Origin of the sequence: Erythrobacter litoralis HTCC2594 (assembly GCF_000013005.1) — a bacterium.
Lineage (GTDB): Bacteria > Pseudomonadota > Alphaproteobacteria > Sphingomonadales > Sphingomonadaceae > Parerythrobacter > Parerythrobacter litoralis_A.
The window spans coordinates 2,874,468-2,895,535 of record NC_007722.1 but is presented as its reverse complement, the minus strand read 5'-3'; the positions used below and the strand labels follow the sequence as shown (position 1 = coordinate 2,895,535).

The 21,068-nt window shown below is 64.1% G+C and carries 15 protein-coding genes; 9 read left to right on the top strand and 6 right to left on the bottom strand.

Annotation, left to right across the window (positions count from 1 at the left end):
* Position 1: 1 nt before the first annotated feature.
* Positions 2-286 carry a metal-sensitive transcriptional regulator gene (locus EL2594_RS14165; RefSeq protein WP_011415791.1) on the bottom strand — a complete coding sequence of 95 codons (285 nt, stop codon included), beginning with the start codon at positions 284-286 and terminating at the stop codon, positions 2-4.
* 50 nt (positions 287-336) lie between these two features.
* Here EL2594_RS14165 and EL2594_RS14160 point away from each other — a divergent pair, with 50 nt between their 5' ends.
* The 4 genes from EL2594_RS14160 (at position 337) to EL2594_RS14145 (ending at position 5,864) form a co-directional block, all read left to right on the top strand.
* Positions 337-2,073: a copper resistance system multicopper oxidase gene (locus tag EL2594_RS14160; protein ID WP_011415790.1), complete on the top strand. Its 1,737-nt coding sequence runs from the start codon at positions 337-339 to the stop codon at positions 2,071-2,073.
* Positions 2,070-3,101, top strand: a complete 1,032-nt coding sequence (locus EL2594_RS14155; protein ID WP_011415789.1) for a copper resistance protein B — start codon at positions 2,070-2,072, stop codon at positions 3,099-3,101. Before EL2594_RS14160 ends, EL2594_RS14155 begins: the two co-directional genes overlap by 4 nt.
* A 70-nt stretch (positions 3,102-3,171) precedes the next feature.
* On the top strand, positions 3,172-5,022 hold the full coding sequence (locus EL2594_RS14150; protein ID WP_011415788.1) for a DUF885 domain-containing protein: 1,851 nt from the start codon (positions 3,172-3,174) through the stop codon (positions 5,020-5,022).
* Between the two features lie 62 nt (positions 5,023-5,084).
* Positions 5,085-5,864, top strand: coding sequence for an aspartyl/asparaginyl beta-hydroxylase domain-containing protein (locus tag EL2594_RS14145; RefSeq protein WP_011415787.1), 780 nt, complete (start codon positions 5,085-5,087; stop codon positions 5,862-5,864).
* Positions 5,865-5,885: 21 nt separating this feature from the next.
* Here the strand turns inward: EL2594_RS14145 and EL2594_RS14140 are convergent, their stop codons facing one another.
* From EL2594_RS14140 to EL2594_RS14130, 3 genes are all read right to left on the bottom strand, one after another.
* Entirely contained in the window at positions 5,886-8,147 is a 2,262-nt protein-coding gene (locus EL2594_RS14140) for a DUF305 domain-containing protein (protein WP_011415786.1), read from the bottom strand.
* 100 nt (positions 8,148-8,247) lie between these two features.
* Complete coding sequence (locus EL2594_RS14135) at positions 8,248-9,534, bottom strand: acyl-CoA dehydrogenase family protein (protein ID WP_011415785.1); 1,287 nt, start codon at positions 9,532-9,534, stop codon at positions 8,248-8,250.
* 4 nt (positions 9,535-9,538) lie between these two features.
* Positions 9,539-10,900 carry a phosphotransferase gene (locus EL2594_RS14130; RefSeq protein ID WP_011415784.1) on the bottom strand — a complete coding sequence of 454 codons (1,362 nt, stop codon included), beginning with the start codon at positions 10,898-10,900 and terminating at the stop codon, positions 9,539-9,541.
* Between the two features lie 91 nt (positions 10,901-10,991).
* Between EL2594_RS14130 and EL2594_RS14125 the strand changes: the two genes are divergently transcribed.
* Together EL2594_RS14125 and EL2594_RS14120 are read left to right on the top strand one after the other, a co-directional pair.
* Positions 10,992-11,399, top strand: a complete 408-nt coding sequence (locus tag EL2594_RS14125) for a host attachment protein (RefSeq protein WP_011415783.1) — start codon at positions 10,992-10,994, stop codon at positions 11,397-11,399.
* A 146-nt stretch (positions 11,400-11,545) separates the two neighbouring features.
* Complete coding sequence (locus tag EL2594_RS14120) at positions 11,546-12,562, top strand: serine hydrolase (protein WP_011415782.1); 1,017 nt, start codon at positions 11,546-11,548, stop codon at positions 12,560-12,562.
* 117 nt (positions 12,563-12,679) lie between these two features.
* On the opposite strand, the gene EL2594_RS14115 is transcribed toward EL2594_RS14120, so the two are convergent.
* A complete protein-coding gene (locus EL2594_RS14115; protein ID WP_011415781.1) occupies positions 12,680-12,943 on the bottom strand; it encodes a hypothetical protein in 264 nt (87 codons plus the stop codon).
* A 240-nt stretch (positions 12,944-13,183) separates the two neighbouring features.
* Between EL2594_RS14115 and polA the strand changes: the two genes are divergently transcribed.
* On the top strand, positions 13,184-16,030 hold the full coding sequence (polA, locus tag EL2594_RS14110; protein WP_011415780.1) for a DNA polymerase I: 2,847 nt from the start codon (positions 13,184-13,186) through the stop codon (positions 16,028-16,030).
* Positions 16,031-16,323: 293 nt separating this feature from the next.
* Positions 16,324-17,406 (top strand): mechanosensitive ion channel family protein, encoded by a 1,083-nt coding sequence (locus EL2594_RS14105; RefSeq protein WP_011415779.1) that lies wholly within the window; start codon positions 16,324-16,326, stop codon positions 17,404-17,406.
* Between the two features lie 13 nt (positions 17,407-17,419).
* Here EL2594_RS14105 and EL2594_RS14100 read toward each other — a convergent pair whose 3' ends face one another.
* A complete protein-coding gene (locus tag EL2594_RS14100) occupies positions 17,420-19,738 on the bottom strand; it encodes a CDC48 family AAA ATPase (protein ID WP_011415778.1) in 2,319 nt (772 codons plus the stop codon).
* A 606-nt stretch (positions 19,739-20,344) separates the two neighbouring features.
* Between EL2594_RS14100 and EL2594_RS14090 the strand changes: the two genes are divergently transcribed.
* The gene (locus EL2594_RS14090) at positions 20,345-21,067 is read left to right on the top strand and encodes a CoA transferase subunit A (protein WP_011415776.1); all 723 of its coding nucleotides are present in this window, start codon (positions 20,345-20,347) and stop codon (positions 21,065-21,067) included.
* Position 21,068: the final 1 nt, after the last annotated feature.

Sequence of the window (21,068 nt, the reverse complement as noted above, 5' to 3'; positions counted from 1 at the left end):
GCTAGCGCCGCTTTTCCAGCAGCTCGACCAGCTCGTTGAACTTCGCCCGCTGCTCGGCTTCGTCGCCGCTGGCAATGGCTTCGTTGACGCAGCAGGCGGCGTGTTTCTTGAGCACTTCGGTTTCGACCTTGCCGAGCGCGGATTTGACCGCGGCGAGCTGGGTCAGCACGTCGATGCAATAGCGGTCTTCCTCGATCATGCGGGCGACGCCCTGGACCTGCCCGGCAATCCGCATCAGCCGGTTGACGGTCTTGCGCTCGGTTGCAGATTCAATTTCGTGCGACATGGCCCAAAAGACCCCTTTCAAATACCCTAGGGGGGTATATATAGGCGCGCATGTCCCGGATTATCAAGCCAGCATCGCCGATGCTTTCCAGGCGCGGCCTGATTGCCAGCACCGCCGCGCTCGCAGCGGCATCCGCACTGCCCTCGCCCGCTTGGGCCAAGGGCGGCTCGATGCGCGAAGCGAAGAAAGGTTTCGGCACCTATTCGGGCGAAAGCATCGACCTTGCCATCGGGCACGCGCGCTATTCGACCGGGGGGCGCAGCGGCCATGCGATCGCCGTCGACGGGATGATCCCCGGTCCGCTGATCAAGCTGCGCGAAGGCCAGAATGTCCGGCTCAACGTCACCAATCATCTGGACGAAGACAGTTCGATCCACTGGCATGGGCTATTGCTGCCTTTCCAGTTCGACGGCGTGCCCGGGGTCAGTTTCCCGGGCATCAAGCCGGGCGAAACCTTCACCTATGAATTCCCGGTCCGGCAGGCGGGCACATATTGGTGGCACAGCCATTCCGGCCTGCAGGAGCAGATGGGGCATTACGGCCCGCTGGTAATCGAAGCCGCCGACGGTTCGGATGCGCGTTTCGACCGTGACTATATCGTGCTGCTGAGCGAGTTCTCGCCGATACATCCGCACGAAATCATGCGTAAGCTCAAGGTGGGCGAGCACTACTTCAACAACCAGATGATGACCGCAACCGACGGCGCAATGTCCGGCGAGGAGCGGCGCATGTGGGGCGCGATGCGAATGAACCCGCGCGACATCGCCGACGTGTCCGCACCCGCCTACACCTATCTCGTCAACGGGCACGGCCCGGCGGACGATCTCGAATATCTCTTCAATCCCGGCGAAAAGGTGCGCCTGCGCATCATCAACGGCTCGGCCATGACCTTCTTCAACATGCGCATCCCCGGCGTGCCGATGACGGTGATCCAGGCCGACGGGCAGGATGTCGAGGACGTCGAAGTCGACGAGTTGCAGATCGGGGTGGCCGAAACCTACGATGTCGTCGTCACGCCGCCGGCGGGCAGCCATGCACTGGTCGCGGAATCGATGGACCGCAGCGGCATGGGCATCGCCAGCCTGACCTCGCAGGCCGGACAGCGCGCGGTCGCGCCGCCACTGCGTGAAATACCGACGCTGACCATGGTCGATATGGGCATGGGCGCGATGGATCATGGCTCCGGCGATGGCGGTATGGATCACGGCTCGGGCGGGATGGATCATCCCATGCGCGACAAAAGCCTGGTGCCGCCCGACGTGAAGGTCGGCCCCGGCGTCGACATGATCGCGCCGATGCCGATGGACCGAATGGATTTCCCCGGCCTCGGCCTCGACACCGTCGATCACCGCGTGCTGCGCTACACCAATCTGAAGTCGAAAAAGGCGAACCCGCATCGCATGCCCGAGCGGACGATGCAGATTCACCTGACCGGCAATATGGAACGCTACATGTGGTCCTTCGACGGCAAGAAATTCACCGCCGTCACCGACGATCCGATCCGCTTCGCCTATGACGAGCGCGTGCGGGTGAAGCTCGTCAACGACACGATGATGGCGCACCCGATCCACCTGCACGGCCATTTCTTCGAACTGGTCAATGGCGGCGAGCACAACATGCACCAGCCGCGCAAGCACACGGTGATCGTGCAGCCAGGCAGTAGCGCTACCTTCGACCTAACCGCCGACGAACCCGGCGACTGGGCTTTTCACTGCCACCTGCTCTACCACATGCATGCCGGGATGATGCAGGTGGTGACGGTGCGGCCGTTCCCCGAGGTCACATGATGAGGCCGCTGCTCGCCCTGTCCCTTGCCGCGCTCGCGGCTCCGCTCGCTGCGCAGGACCATGATCATGGCGCTGGTGCCAAGAAGCAGGAGAACCCCAGGCCGGTCGCGCCCGCTCCGATGACTCCGGTCGACGAGCCGGTCACGGTGCTGCGCCTGCCGGGCATGCCTGAACCCGAAGCGCCGCCGCCGGTCGATCATAAGGCCATGGGGCATGGAGCCATGGATCACGGGCAGATGGATCATGGCGCGATGGGCCATGGCGCTCACGGGCCAGCGCCCGCCGCCGACGATCCGCCCCCGGCGCGCGCGCTCGAAGGGCCAAGACACGCCGCCGACGCGATCTGGGGCGAAGCCGCGATGGCCGGAGCGCGTGAAACCCTTGCCAGGGAAAATGGCGGAATGACGACCGGCATGATTATGGTCGAACGTTTCGAGGCACGCGTCAGCGAGGGCGAAAACGCTTTCCTGTGGGACGCGCAGGGCTGGTATGGCGGCGACCTCAATCGCTTCGTGCTCAAGACCGAGGGCGAAGGCGTGTTCGGCGGCAATGTCGAGGTTGCGGAAATTCAGGCGCTTTTCAGCCGGGCGATCGGGCCGTTTTTCGATCTTCAGGCGGGTGCGCGGCTCGATCTGGAGCCGGAAACGCGCAGCCACCTCGTGCTAGGTGTGCAGGGCCTTGCGCCGTACATGTTCCATGTCGACGGGGCGCTGTTCCTGTCCGACCGGGGCGACCTGACCGCGCGGATCGAGGGCGAATACGACCAGAAAATCACCCAGCGCCTGATCCTGCAGCCCCGGCTCGAGGTGGAGTTTTCGGGGCAGGATATTCCGGAACGCGAAATCGGTGCGGGCCTCACCAAGGTCGAGACCGGACTGCGGCTGCGCTACGAGATCGCGCGTGAATTCGCGCCCTATATCGGCATCGGCCACGAAGCGAAGCTCGGCGAAACGGCGGACATCGCGCGCGCGGCGGGCGAGGATACCGACGGCTTCGCGTTGCTCGCCGGCATCCGCGCCTGGTTCTAGCGCCCCTTCCCATCCTCGCGCGCCTGCGTCATTGTCCGGCCCAGAGAATCATCTCCGGGGGAATTGTCCGATGAAACGCCTGCTTGCCGCCCTGCTCGTCTCCACCGCCGCCGTGCCGGTCCTGCCGCTCCATGCGCAGGACGCCGCTTTCGAATGCAGCGTCGAGGATGAGAGCGCGTGCCTCAACCAGTGGTTCGAGAGCAAGTTCGAGGAAGAACTCGCTTTCAGCCCTCTGCGGCAGACCGCGCTCGGCCTGAGGACCGACTATGACAAAATCGACGACATGAGCGTCGAGGCCGAGCAGGAACAGCTCGAATGGTGGCAGGCGACCGCTGCCGAGATGGAGAGCACGTTCGATTACGATGCGCTGTCCGACGACGCCAAGCTCAGCTGGGACATGTGGATGTTCCGCAAGGAGCAGGCGGAGAAGGCGGCAGAGTTTCGCGAGCAGGGCTACATCCTGCACCAGATGAACGGGCTGCACACCGCATTGCCGAGCTTTCTCATCAGCCAGCACCGCGTGGAAAGCGAAGCCGACATGGAAGCCTTCATCGCCCGGCTCGGCGGGATCGGCAAGGCGATGGATCAGCTGCTCAAGCGCGCGCAGGACAATGCCGCCGCCGGCACCCGCCCGCCGCGCTTTTCCTATGACGCGGTGATTGCGGAATCGAAGAAGATCACCAGCGGCGCTCCGTTCGAAACGGAAGGCGAGGTGGGCGAAACCTCGGCGTTGTGGGAAGCCAGCGAAGGTCATCTCGCCAAGCTCCTTGCCGATGGCACGATCACCGAGGCGCGCGCTGCGGAATTGCGCGAAGAAGCGCGCACGGCCCTCGTGAACGAGATGGCGCCCGCCTATGCCCGCGTGATCGCATGGTTCGAGCAGGACCGGCCCAACACCGACGAGGAAGCGCAGGGTGTCAGCGCGCTCAGCGACGGCGCGGATTTCTACGCCTATCGCCTCAACGCCATGACCACCACCGACCTGACCGCGGACGAAATCCACGACCTCGGCCTCAGCGAAGTCGCCCGCATCCGCAGCGAGATGGAAGCGATCAAGGGCCAGGTCGGTTTCGAAGGCGATCTGCAGGCCTTCTTCACCTTCATGCGCGAGGACGACCAGTTCTACTATCCGGATAATGACGCGGGCGCGCAGATGTATATCGACCAAGCGCAGGAGCACCTCGATTTCATCAACACGCGTCTGCCCGAATTCTTCGGCATCCTGCCCAAGGCCCCGCTGGAGGTGCGCCGGGTCGAGCCGTTCCGCGAGCAGGACGGCGCCGCGCAGCACTATCGCCCCGGCACGCCCGACGGCTCGCGCCCCGGCATCTATTACGCGCATCTTTCCGACATGCGCGCGATGCCGATCCCGAGCCTGGAAGTGATCGCCTATCACGAAGGCAACCCGGGCCATCACATGCAATTGTCGATCGCGCAGGAGCTGGAAGGCATTCCCAAGTTCCGCGCGCAAGGCGGCTATATTCCCGCCTTCGGCGAAGGTTGGGCGCTCTATTCGGAGAAGCTCGCCAAGGAAATGGGCGCCTATGAAGACCCCTATTCGGACTTCGGGCGGCTGACGACGGAGATATGGCGCGCGATCCGGCTGGTGGTCGACACGGGTTTGCACTCGAAGGGTTGGACCGAGCAGCAGGCCGTGGATTATTTCCTCGCCAACTCGCCCATCCCCGAAGCGGCGGTAAAATCCGAAGTGCGGCGCTATATCGTGATGCCCGGGCAGGCGACCGCCTACAAGATCGGCATGATCCGCATCCAGGAATTGCGCGCCAAAGCGGAGCAGGAGCTGGGCGACGATTTCGATATTCGCGGCTTCCACGATACCGTGCTCGGTGGCGGGCCGGTGCCGCTCAATATCCTCGAGCGGCGGGTCGACCAGTGGATCGCGAGCGTCAAGGCGGGGTGAACCCAGCGTAGTTTGTCGCGTTCTTCCTAGTCCCGCGCGGATCGGCTAGATAGCTTGCCATCATGCATCGCGGAGCAGACCAGCTCGGCGGTGAAGCAGGGTCGGGTCACGGTGGGGAAGCGGAGCGCGCGACCTATGTGCGCCCCAGGCAGTCCGCGCTAGTCCGCTTCGGCAAGCGGATGAGGGACCCGGTTAACGCCTGGTTCGCGCGCCAATCGCGGATTGCGACCGATCCGGTCGTGGATGCCGCATCCCTGCCCGTCCTCCAGCCGCTGGCCCGCGAATGGCGCACCGTCCAGCGCGAGGCACAGGCGCTGCTCGCCGGGCGCGAGGACATTCCCGACTTCGGCAAGATCTCGCCCGATCATCGCCGCATCGCCAACGGCCCGCAATGGAAGAGCTTCTTTTTCGAAGGCTACGGCTTCAAGTCGAAGGCCAATCGCGCCAAGTGTCCGCGCACGGCAGAATTGCTCGACGGCATTCCCGGCCTCGTCGTGGCCTTCTTCTCGATCATGGATGGCGATGCGCATGTTCCGCGCCACCGCGGGCTGACCAAGGCCTGGCTCAATTGCCACTTGCCGCTGATCGTGCCGACCCGGCCCGGGCGGTGCGAAATGCAGGTCGCTGGCGAGACCGTGCGCTGGCGCGAAGGTGAATGGCTGGTCTTCGACGAGACCTTCCCGCACGAAGTCTGGAATACCACCGGAAGCCCGCGCGTGGTGCTGATGCTGCAAGTGCGCCGCCCGATGCGCTGGTCCGGTCAAGCAGCGGCGCGCGCGATCTACGAGATCATCCGGCGCACAGGCTTCGTGCAGGATGTGCGCAAAGCTGTCGGAGCCTGACGCACATCCTGAAACGAATTGTCAGCCGCCCTTGCGGCTTTGCTCCACCCGCGCGACCACGTCCTCGGGCCAGGTGACTTGCGTCTGCGTCTGCGGATTGAAGACATCGCCGGGGAATTGCGCGGCTTCGGCAGCGGCAGTTTCTTCCGCCGTCAGGAACTCGCTCGGCTCCAGCGCGAAGACATCGAGCCCGCGGGCGATCTCGGTCGCATAGATGCGGCCCTTGTACCAATAGGCCGACCAGTATCCGCCGGTGATGAGCTGGTCCTTGTCGACAGGGCCGCGATCGAAATAGGCGATTTCGATCGGATTCTTCGCATCGGTGAAGTCGATCACGCTGATACCGCCCTGATACCACGCCTGAACGAAGATATCGCGGCCCGGAACGGGGATGATCGAGCCGTTATGCGCGACGCAGTTTTCCTTGTCGCTCTGCGGCGCGGGGATCTTGTAAAGGCTGTCGAATGTCAGCTCGCCGTCCCTGAGCGAGTAGAACGCGTTGGCGCCCCAATCCATCGGATCGCCCGCCTGGCAGCGCGGGCGGCCACCACCGCCCCATTCGTCGGTGAAGAGGACCTTGGTGCCGTCATTGTTGAAGGTCGCCGAGTGCCAGTAGGCGAAACCCTTGTCGGTGACATCGTCGATCCGCACCGGCTTCATCGGGTCCGAAATGTCCATGATGATGCCGTTCCCGGAGCACGCGCCCGCCGCGAGATTGAGCGAGGGGAAGACGGTGATGTCGTGACAGTGGTTGGTGGAGTTGGTTTTCTGCGTGCCTTCCCCATGGTCGCCGCCGCGCCACAGGCCGGCGATCTGGCCGTCCTGGGCAAAGACGCGCGGGCTGTCGACGACACGCGATGCGCCGGGGTCGGCCAGCGGGATTTCGACCACGTCGATGCTGAACAGCGCCGTATCGTCGCCGGCCGTATCGAAGCAACCGGCCAGCTCCTCGTCGTCGCGGACGTAGCTGGTGCCCGAATTGTAGACGATGATCCGCGTGTCGTTGGCATTCACGACCGAATGCGTGTGGCTGCCCCGGCACGTCTGGACCAGCCCGACCTGGCGCGGGTTCGTGATATCGGAAATGTCGAAAATGCGCAGGCCGCGGAAGCGGTCTTCGCTGACCTTGCCCTGCACGCCCTGCAGCCCGCAATCCTTGCGTGCGCGACTGTCCTGCACGCTCATGATCAGGATGTCGCCGACGATCGAGACATCGCCCTGCCCGCCGGGGCAGACGACGGAAGTGACCAGTTCCGGCACACCGTCCTCACCCAGTCGATAGGCATTCCAGCCATGGTAATTGCCCGCCACCATCAAGTCGCCCGAGAAAGCGATGTCGGTATTGGCAAAGCTGAGCAGCGAGCCGCGCTGGCCGAAGCGATCCTCGTCGTCCTCGTCATCTGCGCGCGGATCGGGCGTTGTCGCAGCGACCAGCTCGGGTTCCTCTTCGGCATCGGGCTTCTCAGCCGACTCGTCGTCCGCTTTCTTTTCTTCCTTTTTCTCGATGAGCGGCTGGAGCTGCGCGGGATTGGCGGGATCGAAGAAGCCGGTGGGCTTGGGCATGGCGGTCACCAGCCGAAGATTGGAGATCGCTTCCCCCGCATCGCGGAACCCGGCGGCAAGCCCGGCGCGCGGATCGGTCGAGAGACCGGCGGCGATCGCATTCATCCGCTCGATCTCGCCCTGCTGCTCGGTTTTGATGTCGTTGACGAACTCGAACATCACCGGATCGTAAGCCGTCCCCGGCTGGTCGAGCAGATCGTCCACCATATCGATCGCGCCCTGATGGTGGCGGATCATCAGCTCGAGAAACAGTTCATCGAAAGCGGTGCCCTCGAGTGTCGCAAGCCGCGCCACCTGCTCCGGCGTGGCCATGCCCATCGCTGCCATGTGCTCGGCGTGGCTCATGCCCGCCTGGTGATGCATCATTTCGAGACGCTCGCCGCGCGCTTCGAGCCATTCGCGCATGAAGGCGATCTCGTCTGCCTGGCCGGCATCGATGCGCCCGGCAATCGCGACGATATCTTCGTTCGCTGTGCGCCCTTCGACAAGCGCAGTCATCGCGACCGCCTGCCGGTGGTGCGGGATCATCATCTGCATGAAGCGCGCATCCGCCGGGGTGTAGGTGGTGGCCGCCAGCTTGGTCGCATCCTCCGCCGCCAGTGTCTTGTTCTCCATGCCCGGCGCGCCAGGCTGGATGATCGGCGCGGTTTGTGCAGCGGCGATAGTGGAGGTGCCAAGCAACAGCGATGCGGCAAGCCCGCGAGCGAAGTTCTTTGTCATTAGGTGCGTCCCGATTCTTTATCCGGTCCGATTGTGGCCCGAGATACCGCATCGGATCAAGTGCTTGCTCGACCTGCATCGCACCGCGTTCCACCAAAGACTAGTCGAACTCGCCCTTCCTTGGCCCCAGATAGCCGAACAGATAGGCCGCGACCTTGCGCATCTGGATCTCTTCCGCGCCTTCGGTGATGCGATAGCGGCGGTGGTGGCGATAGATGTGCTCGAACGGTTTGTGCCGCGAATAGCCGATCCCGCCATGCACCTGCATCGCCCGGTCGGCGGCCTGGCACACCAGCCGGTTCGCCCAGTAATTGCACATGCTGACCTTGTCGGAGATCGTCTTCTCGATTTCCGCGTGCGGCATGTTGTCCATCTCCCAAGCGGTCTTGTAGATCAGCAGGCGCAGCATCTCGCATTGCGTCGCCAGCTCGACCAGCGGAAACTGGATCGCCTGGTTCTTCGCCAGCTCTTCACCGAACGGCTTGCGCTCGCGGGCGTATTTGACGCTTTCCTCGACGCAGAATTGCGCCGCGCCCAGCGAACTCGCCGCCTGCCGGATGCGGTTCTGGTGCACGAAGCTTTGCGCCAGCGCGAGGCCGAGACCCTCACGGCCCAGCATGGCGCTTTCGGGCACCCAAACATCCTTCACGCTGAGGCGCGGGTGATCGGTGGGCATGTTGAAGGTCCACATCCACTCCTCGATCTCCAGCCCTTCGGTGGGGTTGGGCACGAGCAGGCACGTGATCCCGCGCGCATCGCCATCCTCGCCATCGGTGCGGCAGAACATCGCGCAATGCGTGGCGACATGCATGCCGGTGATCCACATCTTCTCGCCGTTGATGAGCCACCCATCGACCCCATCGCGCGTCTCGCGCACGGCGCGGGTTTCCATGTGGGTAGCGTCGCTGCCGTGATCGGGTTCGGTCAGGCCGAAGGCGACCCGGCGGGTGCCTTCGAAACCGCCGAGGATGAATTCCTGCTTCTGCTCCTCGGTGCCCCATTGCTCGTACATTTCGACGAAGGGGAAATTGCCGACGATGCTGTGCTCGTTCTGCAAATCGTTATGCAGCCCCAGCCCGCGCTGCGCGAAGCGGTCGCGGATCACCGCCATCCACAGGTTGGAGCCATCCTTGCCGCCATACTTCTTGGGCGCGGAGAAGCGCCAGTGCCCGGCCTTGTCGGCGCGGCGCTTGGCCTCGACCAGCAGCGCTTCCCATTCCTCGCGCGGAAGTCCTCCTGCCTCGAAATCGGTCCGCGCCCATTCGCGGCGGTGATCGAAGAAGCGGATATTGTCGTCCTGCTGTTCGAGCGGGATGATCTCGTCCTCGATGAACTTTTCGAGCTCGGCGTAATAATCCTCGAGCTCCTGCGGGATGGTGAAATCCATGGGCTTAGTCCTCTCTCGGCAGGGTCCATTTTTCCAGCGCCTCGGCAAGGGCCGGATATTTCGGCGAATTGACGGTAATCACTTCCAGCGCGGCTTGCCGCAGGTGCCCGAGCAGGCCCGGTGTCGCGAGCGTCTGCGTGCCGTCGAGAATGTCCTGCGCGCGGCGCGGATCGGAATGCAGCGTGGGCAGGTACTTTTCGTTGCGGATCACCATGCCCAGCGCATTGCGGGCGACGGCGAGCTGGAACTTGTCATGTCCCGTGACCTGATCCTTGATGGTGCCGAGCCATTCGCTGACGGCTGTCAGCAATTCCTCTTCGCTCGCATCGCCATCGGTATCGTCGGGGCGCTCGATCGCTGCCCATTTTTGGCGGCCCTTGCACGCCTCGGGCGCCTCGTCTTCCAACAGGAGCAACAGGTCGAGCTCTTGCTCCGACGCACGGCGGGAAATGACCAGCCGCTCCAGCATGCGATCTTCGCCGCTGCGCCAGAAATCGGCCATGCGCAGGCAGCCGAGCGCCCACCACACGGTGCGATAGACCGACCAGAAGCGGAAGCGCTCGCGATCGACCGGCGCACCGCCGGCAGCTTCGTAGGCAGCGAAGTATTCTTCCAGCGAACCGAGCCCCAGCGCAGGCCGATCATATCGGGCAAAGCGCCACACGGCCATGCAGCCGAAGGCCAGGTCCTCGTGCGGGTCGCCGAAATGGGCCAGCTCCCAGTCGAGCACGCCGGTCAGGTGGCTGTCATCCGCGAGGATATTCCCAAGCCTGTAATCGCCATGATTGAGCACCGGTCTGACCGGCTCGGGCAAGTGGTCCTCGAGCCACTTCAGTCCCAGCGCGATGATCGCGCGGTCCCCGCCTGCTTCCTCGAATTGTTCGCGCAGGCCGGCAACGCCTTCGGCATAATCCAGCGTGGGGATCGTATCGGGCAGGCCGGAGGCCCCGAGCGAATGGATCCGCGCCAGATCGCCTGCCACTTCGCGCAGCAGCCGGTCGGGATCGTCCATCGCCAGGATCGCGCGCGGATCGGGTGTACCGGGTAAAGCGCGCATCACGAAGCCCGAGCCGATCCCGTCGCCCGGCTCCAACTCGACCACAACTTCCGGCGCGGTCACCCCGGCCCCGTGCGCCGCGCGGATCACCGCGGCTTCGACATCGTGCCCGAACGGGCGGCCTTCCATGAAGGCGAGGCTCGGCGCGCGGCGCAGGACGAAGCCCTCGCCATCGGCGGAGAAACGCCAGCTTTCCATGGTGGCTCCGCCGGTCAGTCGGCGCAGCCCATCCGGCCGCCCCCTGCCGGTGCGCGCCATGGCCCGGGCAAGGCCCTCTGCCAGCGCGTCGGTCGTGATATTCTCTCCCATCGATTCCCACACTTGCAGGCGCGGCGTTTACGCTCAAGCGCAACATTTCGGCGCGCCGTGCGTTGATGGGGCAAAAGGAGGAAATACCCGTATGAAAGTCCCGCACAACGCCCATGTCGCCATCGTCGATGGCGAACGCTTTATCCTGATGCAGAACACCGGCAAGCCGTTCGAGCCCGAGCTCAAGACCCTGGAAGAGCCGGATCTGACGAATTCGAACTACAGCGCCGGCGTACGCCACCAGGACGACATCGGTCAGCGCCTCGGGCGCACGCAGCTGGAAGAGCTGGCGCATGGCGCGGCGGTGGCGGAATGTCTCAACGCCAAGGCTATTGCCGGCGAGATCGAGAACATCCTCATCGTGGCCGATCCGAAATCGCTGGGCGAGATGCGCAACCACTACCATTCGGAACTGGAAAAGCGGATCGTGGGCGAGATCGACAAGACGGTCACCGGCGAATCGTCCGACCGAATCGCGAAAATCATCGCCGAATCGTGACAGAGTTCCCCTGCGGCAACTCATTTGGTCGCAGATAGGGAATCATCTGTCGTGCAAAGCGCCTGATTTTGCGCGCAACAGTTGATCGACCCCTGCCGGTTTCGCATTAATCTGCTGCAAACCATGCATATGATAGGGGTCGCTGCATGAAGCATCCATTTTTCCGCACACTTTCGTCCGTCGCAGCCGGTGCGCTCGCTTTCCTTGCCAGCCCTGCTGCGGCCGATAGTCCGGATCTGGAAGCTGCCTTCGACCGTACCTTCGGAACGGAAGTCCGCGCGCCGCAGAGCTTCGTCGCGCGTTACGATACGCCGTTCGAACAGCGGGTCGCGCAACTCGCCGACGGCACCGACGGCCGCATCGGCGTCTATGCGCTGGACCTGTCGACGGGGCGCGAGATCGGTGTTCTGGCCGACCAGCCGTTCCCGATGGCCAGCACCAGCAAGGTCGCCATTGCCGCGGTCTATCTGGCGGGCGTCGATGCCGGCAAATGGAGCCTGAGCAGCGAATGGCGACTCCCCCGCCCGGGCGGGAAATACGTGCCCGCCAAGACGCTGCTCGACCTGATGGTCAGCAAGAGCTGCAACGATTGCACCGATGCGCTGCTGAGCGCGGTGGGCGGGCCGGAAGCGGTCAACCGCTGGATGCGCCAGGCGGGTATCTCGGGCTTCCAGCTGAACCGCACGATCCGCACGCTGATCAACGAAGACGGGCGCGTCGATCCGGCCTCGCAGATCGACCACCGTGACGCCGCCACGCCGCGCGCCATGGGCCAGTTCCTCGCCGGCATCCACCAGGGCCGCTGGCTCAGCGCTTCTTCGCGCCGGGTGCTGCTCGATGCCATGCTCGGCACGACGACGGGCGACCGGCGCATGCGCTCGGCCCTGCCGATGAGCGCCAATCTGGCCCACAAAACCGGCACGCTCAGCCGTACGGCAAGCGATATCGGCCTGTTCCGCACTTCGGATGGCCGGATCATCGCCGCAGCAATCTACGTCACCGGGCAGAGCAGCTCGATGTCGGCCGAGAACAGCAATCGCGGCCTCAAGCTGGCAGCGCGCCGTAACCGCGATGCGCGGATCGCATCGATCGCCAACGCGCTCTATTACGGTTTCGACGAAGGCCGCCGCGCCCATGCGGTAGCCGATTACGGCGGCGAGTAAGCTGCGGCAGATACCGACCGGGCGGGTATCGGACGGGCCGGTATCGAACGGGCATAGAAAAAGGGCGGCGCCGCAAGGCACCGCCCTTTTCTTTTTCGGCTGAACTGAAAGTGGAGCTTACTGCTCGCCTTCGAGTTCGGCTTCTGCGTCTTCAGCAGCTTCCGAGGTTTCCATGGCAGCTTCGTTGGCAGCGCCTTCGACAGCAGCAGCGCCTTCTTCCATGGCGCCTTCAGCGGTAGCGGTAGCGTCTTCAGCAACCGATTCCATGTCCGCAGCAGCCGAATCAGCAGCAGCTTCGGTGGCGTCCTGGGTCTGCTCCGAACAAGCAGCGAGGGTGAGAGCGGCGCCGGCGACGGCAGCAGCGAGAACGATCTTACGCATAATGGTCAATTCCTTACTCTAGCGAGTGGATAAGCGTCCGGGACATCCCGTTACGCCGAAACCTCCCCCAAAGGTCGGCTTCTGCAACCCTAAATAATGGCCGCAATGTGGCCGTGCAAGCTTTTTTGCCACATTTGGCCTCTTTTTCGCCTTATTTGGCCCAGAACCGCCTGATTTCCGCCGCTTTTTGGCCATGAATTTCTTGCTGGTCTCCCGCACAGGCGGTGCTAGCAGGGGCGCATGGCGGATAAACAGCACCTCTACCTCGTCGACGGGTCATCCTACATCTTCCGGGCCTATCACCGCCTCCCCCCACTTACCGATCCCGACGGAACGCCGGTCGGCGCGGTCTATGGTTACACCACGATGCTGTGGAAGCTCGCCGACGATCTCGACAAGGCCGACGGCCCTACGCACCTGGCTGTAGTGCTGGACAAATCGAGCCAGTCCTTCCGCAACGAGATCTACGACCAGTACAAGGCCAACCGCCCCGATCCGCCCGAGGATCTGGTCCCGCAATTCCCGCTGATCCGCGATGCCACCCGCGCCTTCTCGCTGCCGATGATCGAGGAAGAGAATGTCGAAGCGGACGACATGATCGCCTCCTATGCGCGCGAAGCGCAGGCCAGGGGCTGGGACGTGACCATCGTTTCCAGCGACAAGGATCTGATGCAGCTCGTCGGCGAGAAGGACGGCGCGAAAATCGACATGCTCGACACGATGAAGAGCGCGCGCATCTATGTCGACGAAGTGAAGGACAAGTTCGGCGTCCCGCCCGAGCTGGTCGGCGACGTACTGGCGCTGATGGGCGACAGCGTCGACAACATCCCGGGCATTTTCGGAGTCGGACCCAAGACCGCCTCCAAGTTGATCGACGAGCACGGCTCGCTCACCGCCGCACTCGATGCCGCGGAGGACATGAAGAAGTCCAAGCTCAAGGAGCGGCTGCTCGAGCACCGCAAGGACGCGGAACTGAGCCGGGTGCTGGTGACGCTAAGGGAAGACTGCCCGCTGCCGATCGCCATCGAGGACATGAAGCTGGACGGCATTCCCGGTGAACCGCTGGCGGCCTTCCTCGAAAAACACGGCTTCACCTCGCTGCTGCGCCGGTTGGATGCGGGATCGGGCAGCCCGGACAGGCCCAACGACCTCAACCCGGCGAAGGTGGAAACCAAGGGCGACAGCGGCACCAGCGAAGGCAATCGCCAGCCGTTGCCGGAGTTCCCCGCCGTCGATCGCAGCGCCTACGAGACCGTGCAGACCATGGAGCGGCTCGAACACTGGATCGCAAAATGCCGGGCCGCGCGGATTATCGCGGTCGATACCGAGACCAGCGCGCTCGACGCGATGCGGGCGGACCTGGTCGGCATCAGCCTTGCGACCGGTGCCAACGAGGCCTGCTACATCCCGCTCGGCCACCTCAACGATGGTGGGGGCGGCAGCGATATGTTTTCCGAGAAGCCCGAGCAGGTACCGCTGGACGACGCGGTCGCCGCGCTCAAGCCGCTGCTGGAAAGCGATGCCGTCCTCAAGATCGGGCAGAACATCAAGTACGATCTCAACGTGCTGGCCCGCTACGGAATCGCCGTTGCGCCGATCGACGACACGATGATCCTCAGCTTCGATCTCGACGCCGGCCGCAGCGAAGGCGGGGTCGGCGGGCACGGGATGGACGAGCTGTCCGAGCGCCACCTCGGCCACACGCCGCTTTCCTTCAAGGAGGTCTGCGGCACCGGCAGAAAGCAGATACCATTCGGCGAAGTGCCGCTCGACAAGGCCACCGAATACGCCGCCGAGGATGCCGATGTGACCTGGCGCCTGCACCAGCATCTGAAGCCGCGCCTGGCCATCGAACACGGCGCGCGTATCTACGAGCGGGTCGATCGCCCGCTGATCCCGGTCGTCGCGCAGATGGAGCGGCACGGGATCAAGGTCGACCGCGCGCGGCTGGCCAAGCTGAGCGAGGAATTCGCCACCGAGACCGCCAAGCTGGAAAAGACGATCCACGAACTGGCAGGCAAGGAGTTTACCGTCGGCAGCCCCAAACAGCTGGGCGAAGTGCTGTTCGACGATCTCGGTCACAAGGGCGGCAAAAAGGGCAAGAGCGGCCAGTATTCGACCGATCAGTCGGTGCTCGAACGGCTGTCCGGCGATGGCGCGGAAATCGCCGACAAAGTGCTCGAATGGCGCCAGCTGACCAAGCTCAAATCCACCTATACCGACGCCCTGCAGCAAGCGATCAACCCCGATACGGGCCGGGTCCACACCAGCTACAGCCTCGTCGGCGCGCAGACCGGGCGGCTCAGCTCGACCGATCCCAATCTGCAGAACATCCCGATCCGCACGCCGATCGGGCGGCAAATTCGCGAAGCTTTCGTGCCGGAAAACGGCAACGTCCTGCTCGCTGCCGATTATTCGCAGATCGAATTGCGGCTCGCCGCGCACATGGCCGACGTGCCCGAGCTCAAGGAAGCCTTTGCCGAAGGCGAAGACATCCACGCGCGCACCGCCAGGGAAATGTACGGCGAAGCCGACCGCGACACCCGTGCGCGGGCCAAGACGATCAATTTCGCCATCCTCTACGGTATTTCGCGCTGGGGCCTCGCCGGTCGGCTCAAGATCGAGCCGGACGAAGCGCAGGAGCTGATCGACACCTATTTCAAGCGCTTCCCGGGCATCCAGAGCTATATCCACGAGACGCTCGAGACCGTGCGCGAGCGCGGCTATTCGGAGACTTTGTTCGGTCGCAAGACGTGGTTTCCGCGCATCGGCTCGAAGAACCAGGCCGAGCGCCAGGGCAGCGAACGCGCCGCCATCAACGCGCCGATCCAGGGCACCAGCGCCGATATCATCAAGCGCGCCATGGCGCGGATGATGCCCGCGCTGGAGGATGCCGGACTGGAGCACGTCCGCATGCTTTTGCAGGTGCATGACGAACTGGTGTTCGAACTGCCCGAAGGCGACGTCGAAGCCGCCTCGCCGATCATCGAACGGGTCATGGCCGAAGCCGCGCTACCCGCAGTCGAGCTGTCCGTACCGCTCGGCATCGAGATCGGGACCGGGGCGAGCTGGGACGCGGCGCATTAGCGATTAGTTCGGGCGCGAAGTTTTCGCTGTCCTACATTGCAGCGAGGATGCGATGGTGGTCGCATGACCGAAGGCCCACCCCTGCGTTATGCGCGATGCTGCCGGAAAGAGACTGTTTCGCCAGAAAAGCCCTTTTGCATGTGTCACCTGTAAACGCGAGAATTTTTATATTGCAAATTCAATATCTTGATGGGGAAACGCTAGGGTGACACGGTGTCACCCTTGTCACCCTCTCTTCGCCTCTCGGGCGGCAATTCTTGAATCCCGCGCCTCACCCCCATAGGTGGCAGTCCATGCTCGAACGCTACAATCCGCAAAACTGGTCGATCAACTGGATCGAGGTGGGCGAATCGGCGCTGATCGTCTTCGTTGCGGTATCGATCGCGTGGCTCGTCTACCGCGTGGCCTTCGCGATTGCCCACCGGCTTGCGCGCGGATCGGACACGCCGCTCGACGAGATGGTGATCAGCAAGATCGAACGCCCGATCAAATGGGCGCTGATCGCGATCAGCATCACGCTCGTGGCCGAAGCCAACGATACGCTTGCTGCCATCTGGGAGCCGATCGCGCGCTTCGTCCGCCCGGCCCTGCTCGGCTGGATCGTCTACACTCTGGTCAAGGCCTTCACCGCCGCGCTCGAATACCGGCTCGAAACCCATGATGACGATGTCGCGACCTTGCGCAGCCGCAAGACGCGGATCGCCATCCTCTCGCGCACGGCCACCTTCGTCATCGTCTTCATCACCGTCGGCCTGATGCTGCTGAGTATCCCGCAGGTCGCGGCGATCGGGACCACGGTGCTCGCCTCGGCCGGTATCGCCGCCCTCGCCGTGGGTGCAGCGGCCCAGCCGGCGCTCAAATCGCTGATTGCGGGCTTGCAGATGGCGCTGACCGAGCCGCTCAGGATCGGCGATCTGGTCGTGGTCGACGGACATACCGGGCGGGTCGAGGAAATCCGCATGAGCTTCGTCACCGTGCGCACGTGGGACGAGCGGGTCATCGTGGTGCCGACCAGCCAGTTCCTCGACGAGAGCTTCGAGAACTGGACCCGCGGCAGCGAAATGCTGACCGGGCCGGTCTTCCTGCATCTCGATCCGATCACCGACGTCGCGCCCATCCGCGCCGAGTTCGAACGCTATGTCGCCGGCCACGAACTATGGGACAAGCGCACCGCCGCGTTGCTGGTGACGGAAGCCTATCCCGAAAGCGTGGAACTGCGCCTGTCGGTCAGCGCACATACCGTCGGCGACCTCTGGCAGATCCGCTGCGATGTGCGCGAACACATGCTGGCGTGGCTGCGAGAGAACCAGGAAGTCGCGCTGATCCGCCACCGGCTGGAAGTGCCGCACGGACACCCCAAGGCCGGCGAGCCCTGATAGCGGCGCGCCGCTAGCTCTCGGGGTCGCCGTGCTTGCTGTCGCGCGTGCTTTCCAGCATGCCTTCATGCAGGAACCCGATCGGTTGCACCCTCGCGGCGCGTTTTTTCAGTTCGCCGCGCATCTTCTTGTATTCGGCTTCCATCTTGCTGGTGACGGTCGCGCGCGAGTCTTCCAGCGCTTCGGCAAAGTCGGCCCCGGTAACCTGCTTGACCTCCGCCCCGGCCCGATGCAGCGCGGCGAGGCCGGCCCGGCGGACCACGTCTTCCAGGTCCGCGCCGGTGAAGCGCACGGTTTCCTTGGCGATCTTGGCGAGATCGATGTCGTCGGCCAGCGGCATTGCCCCGGTGTGGATGCGCAGGATGTGCTCGCGGCCCTTGGGGTCGGGCGTGCCGACATAGACCAGCTCGTCGAAACGGCCGGGGCGCAGCAGCGCCGGATCGACCAGCGCCGGGCGGTTGGTCGCGCCGATCACGACCACCGATTGCAATTCTTCCAGCCCGTCCATCTCGGCGAGGATCGTGTTGACCACGCGGCCCGTCACCTGCGGCTCGCCCTGGCCGCTGCCGCGCGCCGGCACGAGGCTGTCGATCTCGTCGATGAAGACGACGCAGGGCGATACCGATCGCGCGCGGCGGAACATTTTGGCGATCTGCTGCTCGCTTTCGCCATACCATTTGCTCAACAGATCGGAGCTTTTCATCGAGATGAAATTGGCTTCGGCTTCCTTGGCCACCGCCTTGGCGAGCAGCGTCTTACCGGTTCCCGGCGGGCCATAGAGCAGGAAGCCCTTGGCCGGACGAATGCCCAATCGGCGGAAGGCCTCCTGGTTCTTGAGCGGAAGCTCGATGCCTTCCTTCAGTTTCTCGATGGCGTCGTCGACCCCGCCGATATCGGCCCAGCCGACATTGGGCATCTGTACCATGACCTCGCGCATCGCCGAGGGCTGGATGCGCTTGAGCGCGGAGAGGAAGTCCTCCCGGGTGACGCACAATTCCTCGAGGACCTCGGGCGGGATGGTCCTCTCGTCCAAGTCGATCCTGGGCATGATGCGGCGCACCGCGTCGATCGCCGCTTCGCGTGCCAGCGCGGCGATGTCGGCGCCGACGAAGCCGTAGGTCATGCGCGCCAGTTCCCTGAGATCGACCCGGTCGCCCAGTGGCATGCCGCGGGTGTGGATGCCAAGAATCTCGCGGCGGCCATTCTCGTCCGGGACGCCGATGACGATCTCGCGGTCGAACCGGCCCGGGCGGCGCAGCGCCTCGTCGATGGCATCGGGGCGATTGGTGGCCGCAATCACGACGACATTGGCGCGGGCTTCGAGCCCGTCCATCAATGTCAGCAACTGTGCGACCAGCCGCTTCTCCGCCTCGCCGGCGACGCGATCGCGCTTGGGGGCGATGGAGTCGATCTCGTCGATGAAGATGATCGCCGGCGCGTTCTTGCTCGCATTCTCGAACACCTCGCGCAGCGCCTTCTCGCTATCGCCATAGCCGGAACCCATGATCTCGGGTCCGTTGATGATGGAGAAATTGGCATCGGATTCGTTGGCGACAGCCTGCGCCAGCCGGGTCTTGCCGGTTCCGGGCGGACCGTGGAGCAGCACGCCCTTGGGCGGATCGACCCCGAGCCGGGTAAACAGTTCGGGATAGCGCAGCGGCAATTCGACCATCTCGCGCAGCTGCTGGATGGTATCGTCGATCCCGCCGACGTCGTCGTAATTGACGACGGCGCGGGCATCGCGCGGCGCCTCGAACTCGGCGCGCAGTTCGACTTCGGTGTCCTCGTCGATATGGACGATGCCCTTGGGCGCGGTCGAGACGACCGAGAGCCGGATCTGCGTCAACGCGTAGGCCGGGGCATTGAACATGCGGCGCACTTCGGGCGGCATGTTCTGGACCGGCTGCTGGCCGGTCGTGGCAACGAGGTCGCCCGCCAGGATCGGCTTGCGGAAGAAATTGCGCTTCAAGGCCTGGGTCGGCCCCTGCAGCCGCATCTCGCGGCTGGCGGGCGCGAAGACGACACGGGTGGCGGGCCGAGATTCGACCGCGCGGATTTTCACGTGCTCGCCCGAGGCGGCTTCGGCATTGCCGCGCTGGAGACCGTCGAGCCGGACGACTTCGAGCGACTGGTCTTCGGCATAGGCGGCCATGGCGACGGCAGCGGTCGTGCGCTTGCCTTCGATCTCGACGACATCGCCTTCGGTGATGCCCAATGCCTGGAAAGCGGAGCGCGGCATGCGGGCGATGCCCTGCCCGCTCTCTTCCTGGCGCGCGGCCGCGACCTGAAGCCGGACTTGCTTTTCCTCTACCGCAGTGTCCGCTTCCGCCATCAGCCCGTCATCCTCTTCGCATTATTCTCTGGGTCGAAGAGCCTAGCTAGGAAGCTGGGCCCTGTGATGCAAATGCGGCAGGGGCGATGGCCGTTCCGGCGCAGGTGCGGCGCGGACAAGAAAAAGGCCCGGCTGGACGAGCCAACCGGGCCGGAAAAGTTTGGGAGAGGATGCCTGAAAGGCCTGCCCGATATGCTTGCGCCCTATGCATTGTGCAAGTGCGAAAACGGGCAGAATCGTTGCGTGTAGCGCAACAGCCCCTTGGACTTCCTGCGCAGGCTTCTGAAATTTCATGACAAATCTGTCGGTCTTGCCGCGCACCGACTCGTCGAACACGCTCTTGGATGGGTCGACATCGCTGCGGCGCAACATATCGCTCCGGTCGACCAGCCGGAAACCCGCTCGGGTGTTGCCGCGACCACAGCATCCGGATCGATCCGGATGCACCGCGTCGACGATCTCCCGCGTATCGCCCGCCCTCGACCACCCTCCCGAGCGCTTCGACCGACAGGCGGATGACAGTGCTTCGCCATGGCGCTAAAGGAGCGCGCAAGCGATGCGCATTGCCGCGCGTCCAACTCAACCGATGCCTAGCAAGAGGTCTTCATGCAGAAACTCTTTCCCGATGCCGCCGCAGCGCTGGACGGCCTGCTCAATGACGACATGCTCATCGCCAGCGGCGGCTTCGGCCTGTGCGGGATTCCCGAGCGCCTGCTCGATGCGATCCGCGACAGCGGGGTCAAGAACCTCACCTTCGCCAGCAACAATGCCGGGATCGACAACGAAGGCATCGGCAAGCTGCTGCGCACCAAGCAGGTCAAGAAGATGATCAGCTCCTATGTCGGCGAGAACAAGGAATTCGAACGGCAATTCCTTGCCGGCGAGCTGGAGGTGGAGTTCTGCCCGCAGGGCACGCTGGCGGAGCGGATGCGTGCGGGAGGCGCAGGCATCCCCGGTTTCTATACCAAGACCGGCGTCGGCACGCAGGTTGCCGAGGGGAAGGAAGTGAAGACGTTCGCCAACCTGGACGGTCACAACGAAGACTATATCCTCGAGCGCGGCATCTTCGCCGACCTCTCGATCGTCAAGGCGTGGAAGGCTGACGAGACGGGCAACACAATATTCCGCAAGACCGCGCGCAATTTCAACGTGCCCGCCGCGACCTGCGGAAAGGTGTGCGTGGTCGAAGTCGAAGAGATCGTGCCCGCAGGATCGCTCGACCCCGATTGCATCCACCTGCCCGGTGTCTTCGTCCAGCGCATGATCGTGGGCGCGCCTTACGACAAGAAGATTGAATTCCGCACCGTGCGCGAGCGCGAGAACGCCTGAG

Coding starts and splice junctions, on each gene's coding strand:
- EL2594_RS14165 (WP_011415791.1), bottom strand. CDS start 286: ATGTCGCACGAAATTGAATCTGCAACCGAGCGCAAGACCGTCAACCGG.
- EL2594_RS14160 (WP_011415790.1), top strand. CDS start 337: ATGTCCCGGATTATCAAGCCAGCATCGCCGATGCTTTCCAGGCGCGGC.
- EL2594_RS14155 (WP_011415789.1), top strand. CDS start 2,070: ATGATGAGGCCGCTGCTCGCCCTGTCCCTTGCCGCGCTCGCGGCTCCG.
- EL2594_RS14150 (WP_011415788.1), top strand. CDS start 3,172: ATGAAACGCCTGCTTGCCGCCCTGCTCGTCTCCACCGCCGCCGTGCCG.
- EL2594_RS14145 (WP_011415787.1), top strand. CDS start 5,085: ATGCATCGCGGAGCAGACCAGCTCGGCGGTGAAGCAGGGTCGGGTCAC.
- EL2594_RS14140 (WP_011415786.1), bottom strand. CDS start 8,147: ATGACAAAGAACTTCGCTCGCGGGCTTGCCGCATCGCTGTTGCTTGGC.
- EL2594_RS14135 (WP_011415785.1), bottom strand. CDS start 9,534: ATGGATTTCACCATCCCGCAGGAGCTCGAGGATTATTACGCCGAGCTC.
- EL2594_RS14130 (WP_011415784.1), bottom strand. CDS start 10,900: ATGGGAGAGAATATCACGACCGACGCGCTGGCAGAGGGCCTTGCCCGG.
- EL2594_RS14125 (WP_011415783.1), top strand. CDS start 10,992: ATGAAAGTCCCGCACAACGCCCATGTCGCCATCGTCGATGGCGAACGC.
- EL2594_RS14120 (WP_011415782.1), top strand. CDS start 11,546: ATGAAGCATCCATTTTTCCGCACACTTTCGTCCGTCGCAGCCGGTGCG.
- EL2594_RS14115 (WP_011415781.1), bottom strand. CDS start 12,943: ATGCGTAAGATCGTTCTCGCTGCTGCCGTCGCCGGCGCCGCTCTCACC.
- polA (WP_011415780.1), top strand. CDS start 13,184: ATGGCGGATAAACAGCACCTCTACCTCGTCGACGGGTCATCCTACATC.
- EL2594_RS14105 (WP_011415779.1), top strand. CDS start 16,324: ATGCTCGAACGCTACAATCCGCAAAACTGGTCGATCAACTGGATCGAG.
- EL2594_RS14100 (WP_011415778.1), bottom strand. CDS start 19,738: ATGGCGGAAGCGGACACTGCGGTAGAGGAAAAGCAAGTCCGGCTTCAG.
- EL2594_RS14090 (WP_011415776.1), top strand. CDS start 20,345: ATGCAGAAACTCTTTCCCGATGCCGCCGCAGCGCTGGACGGCCTGCTC.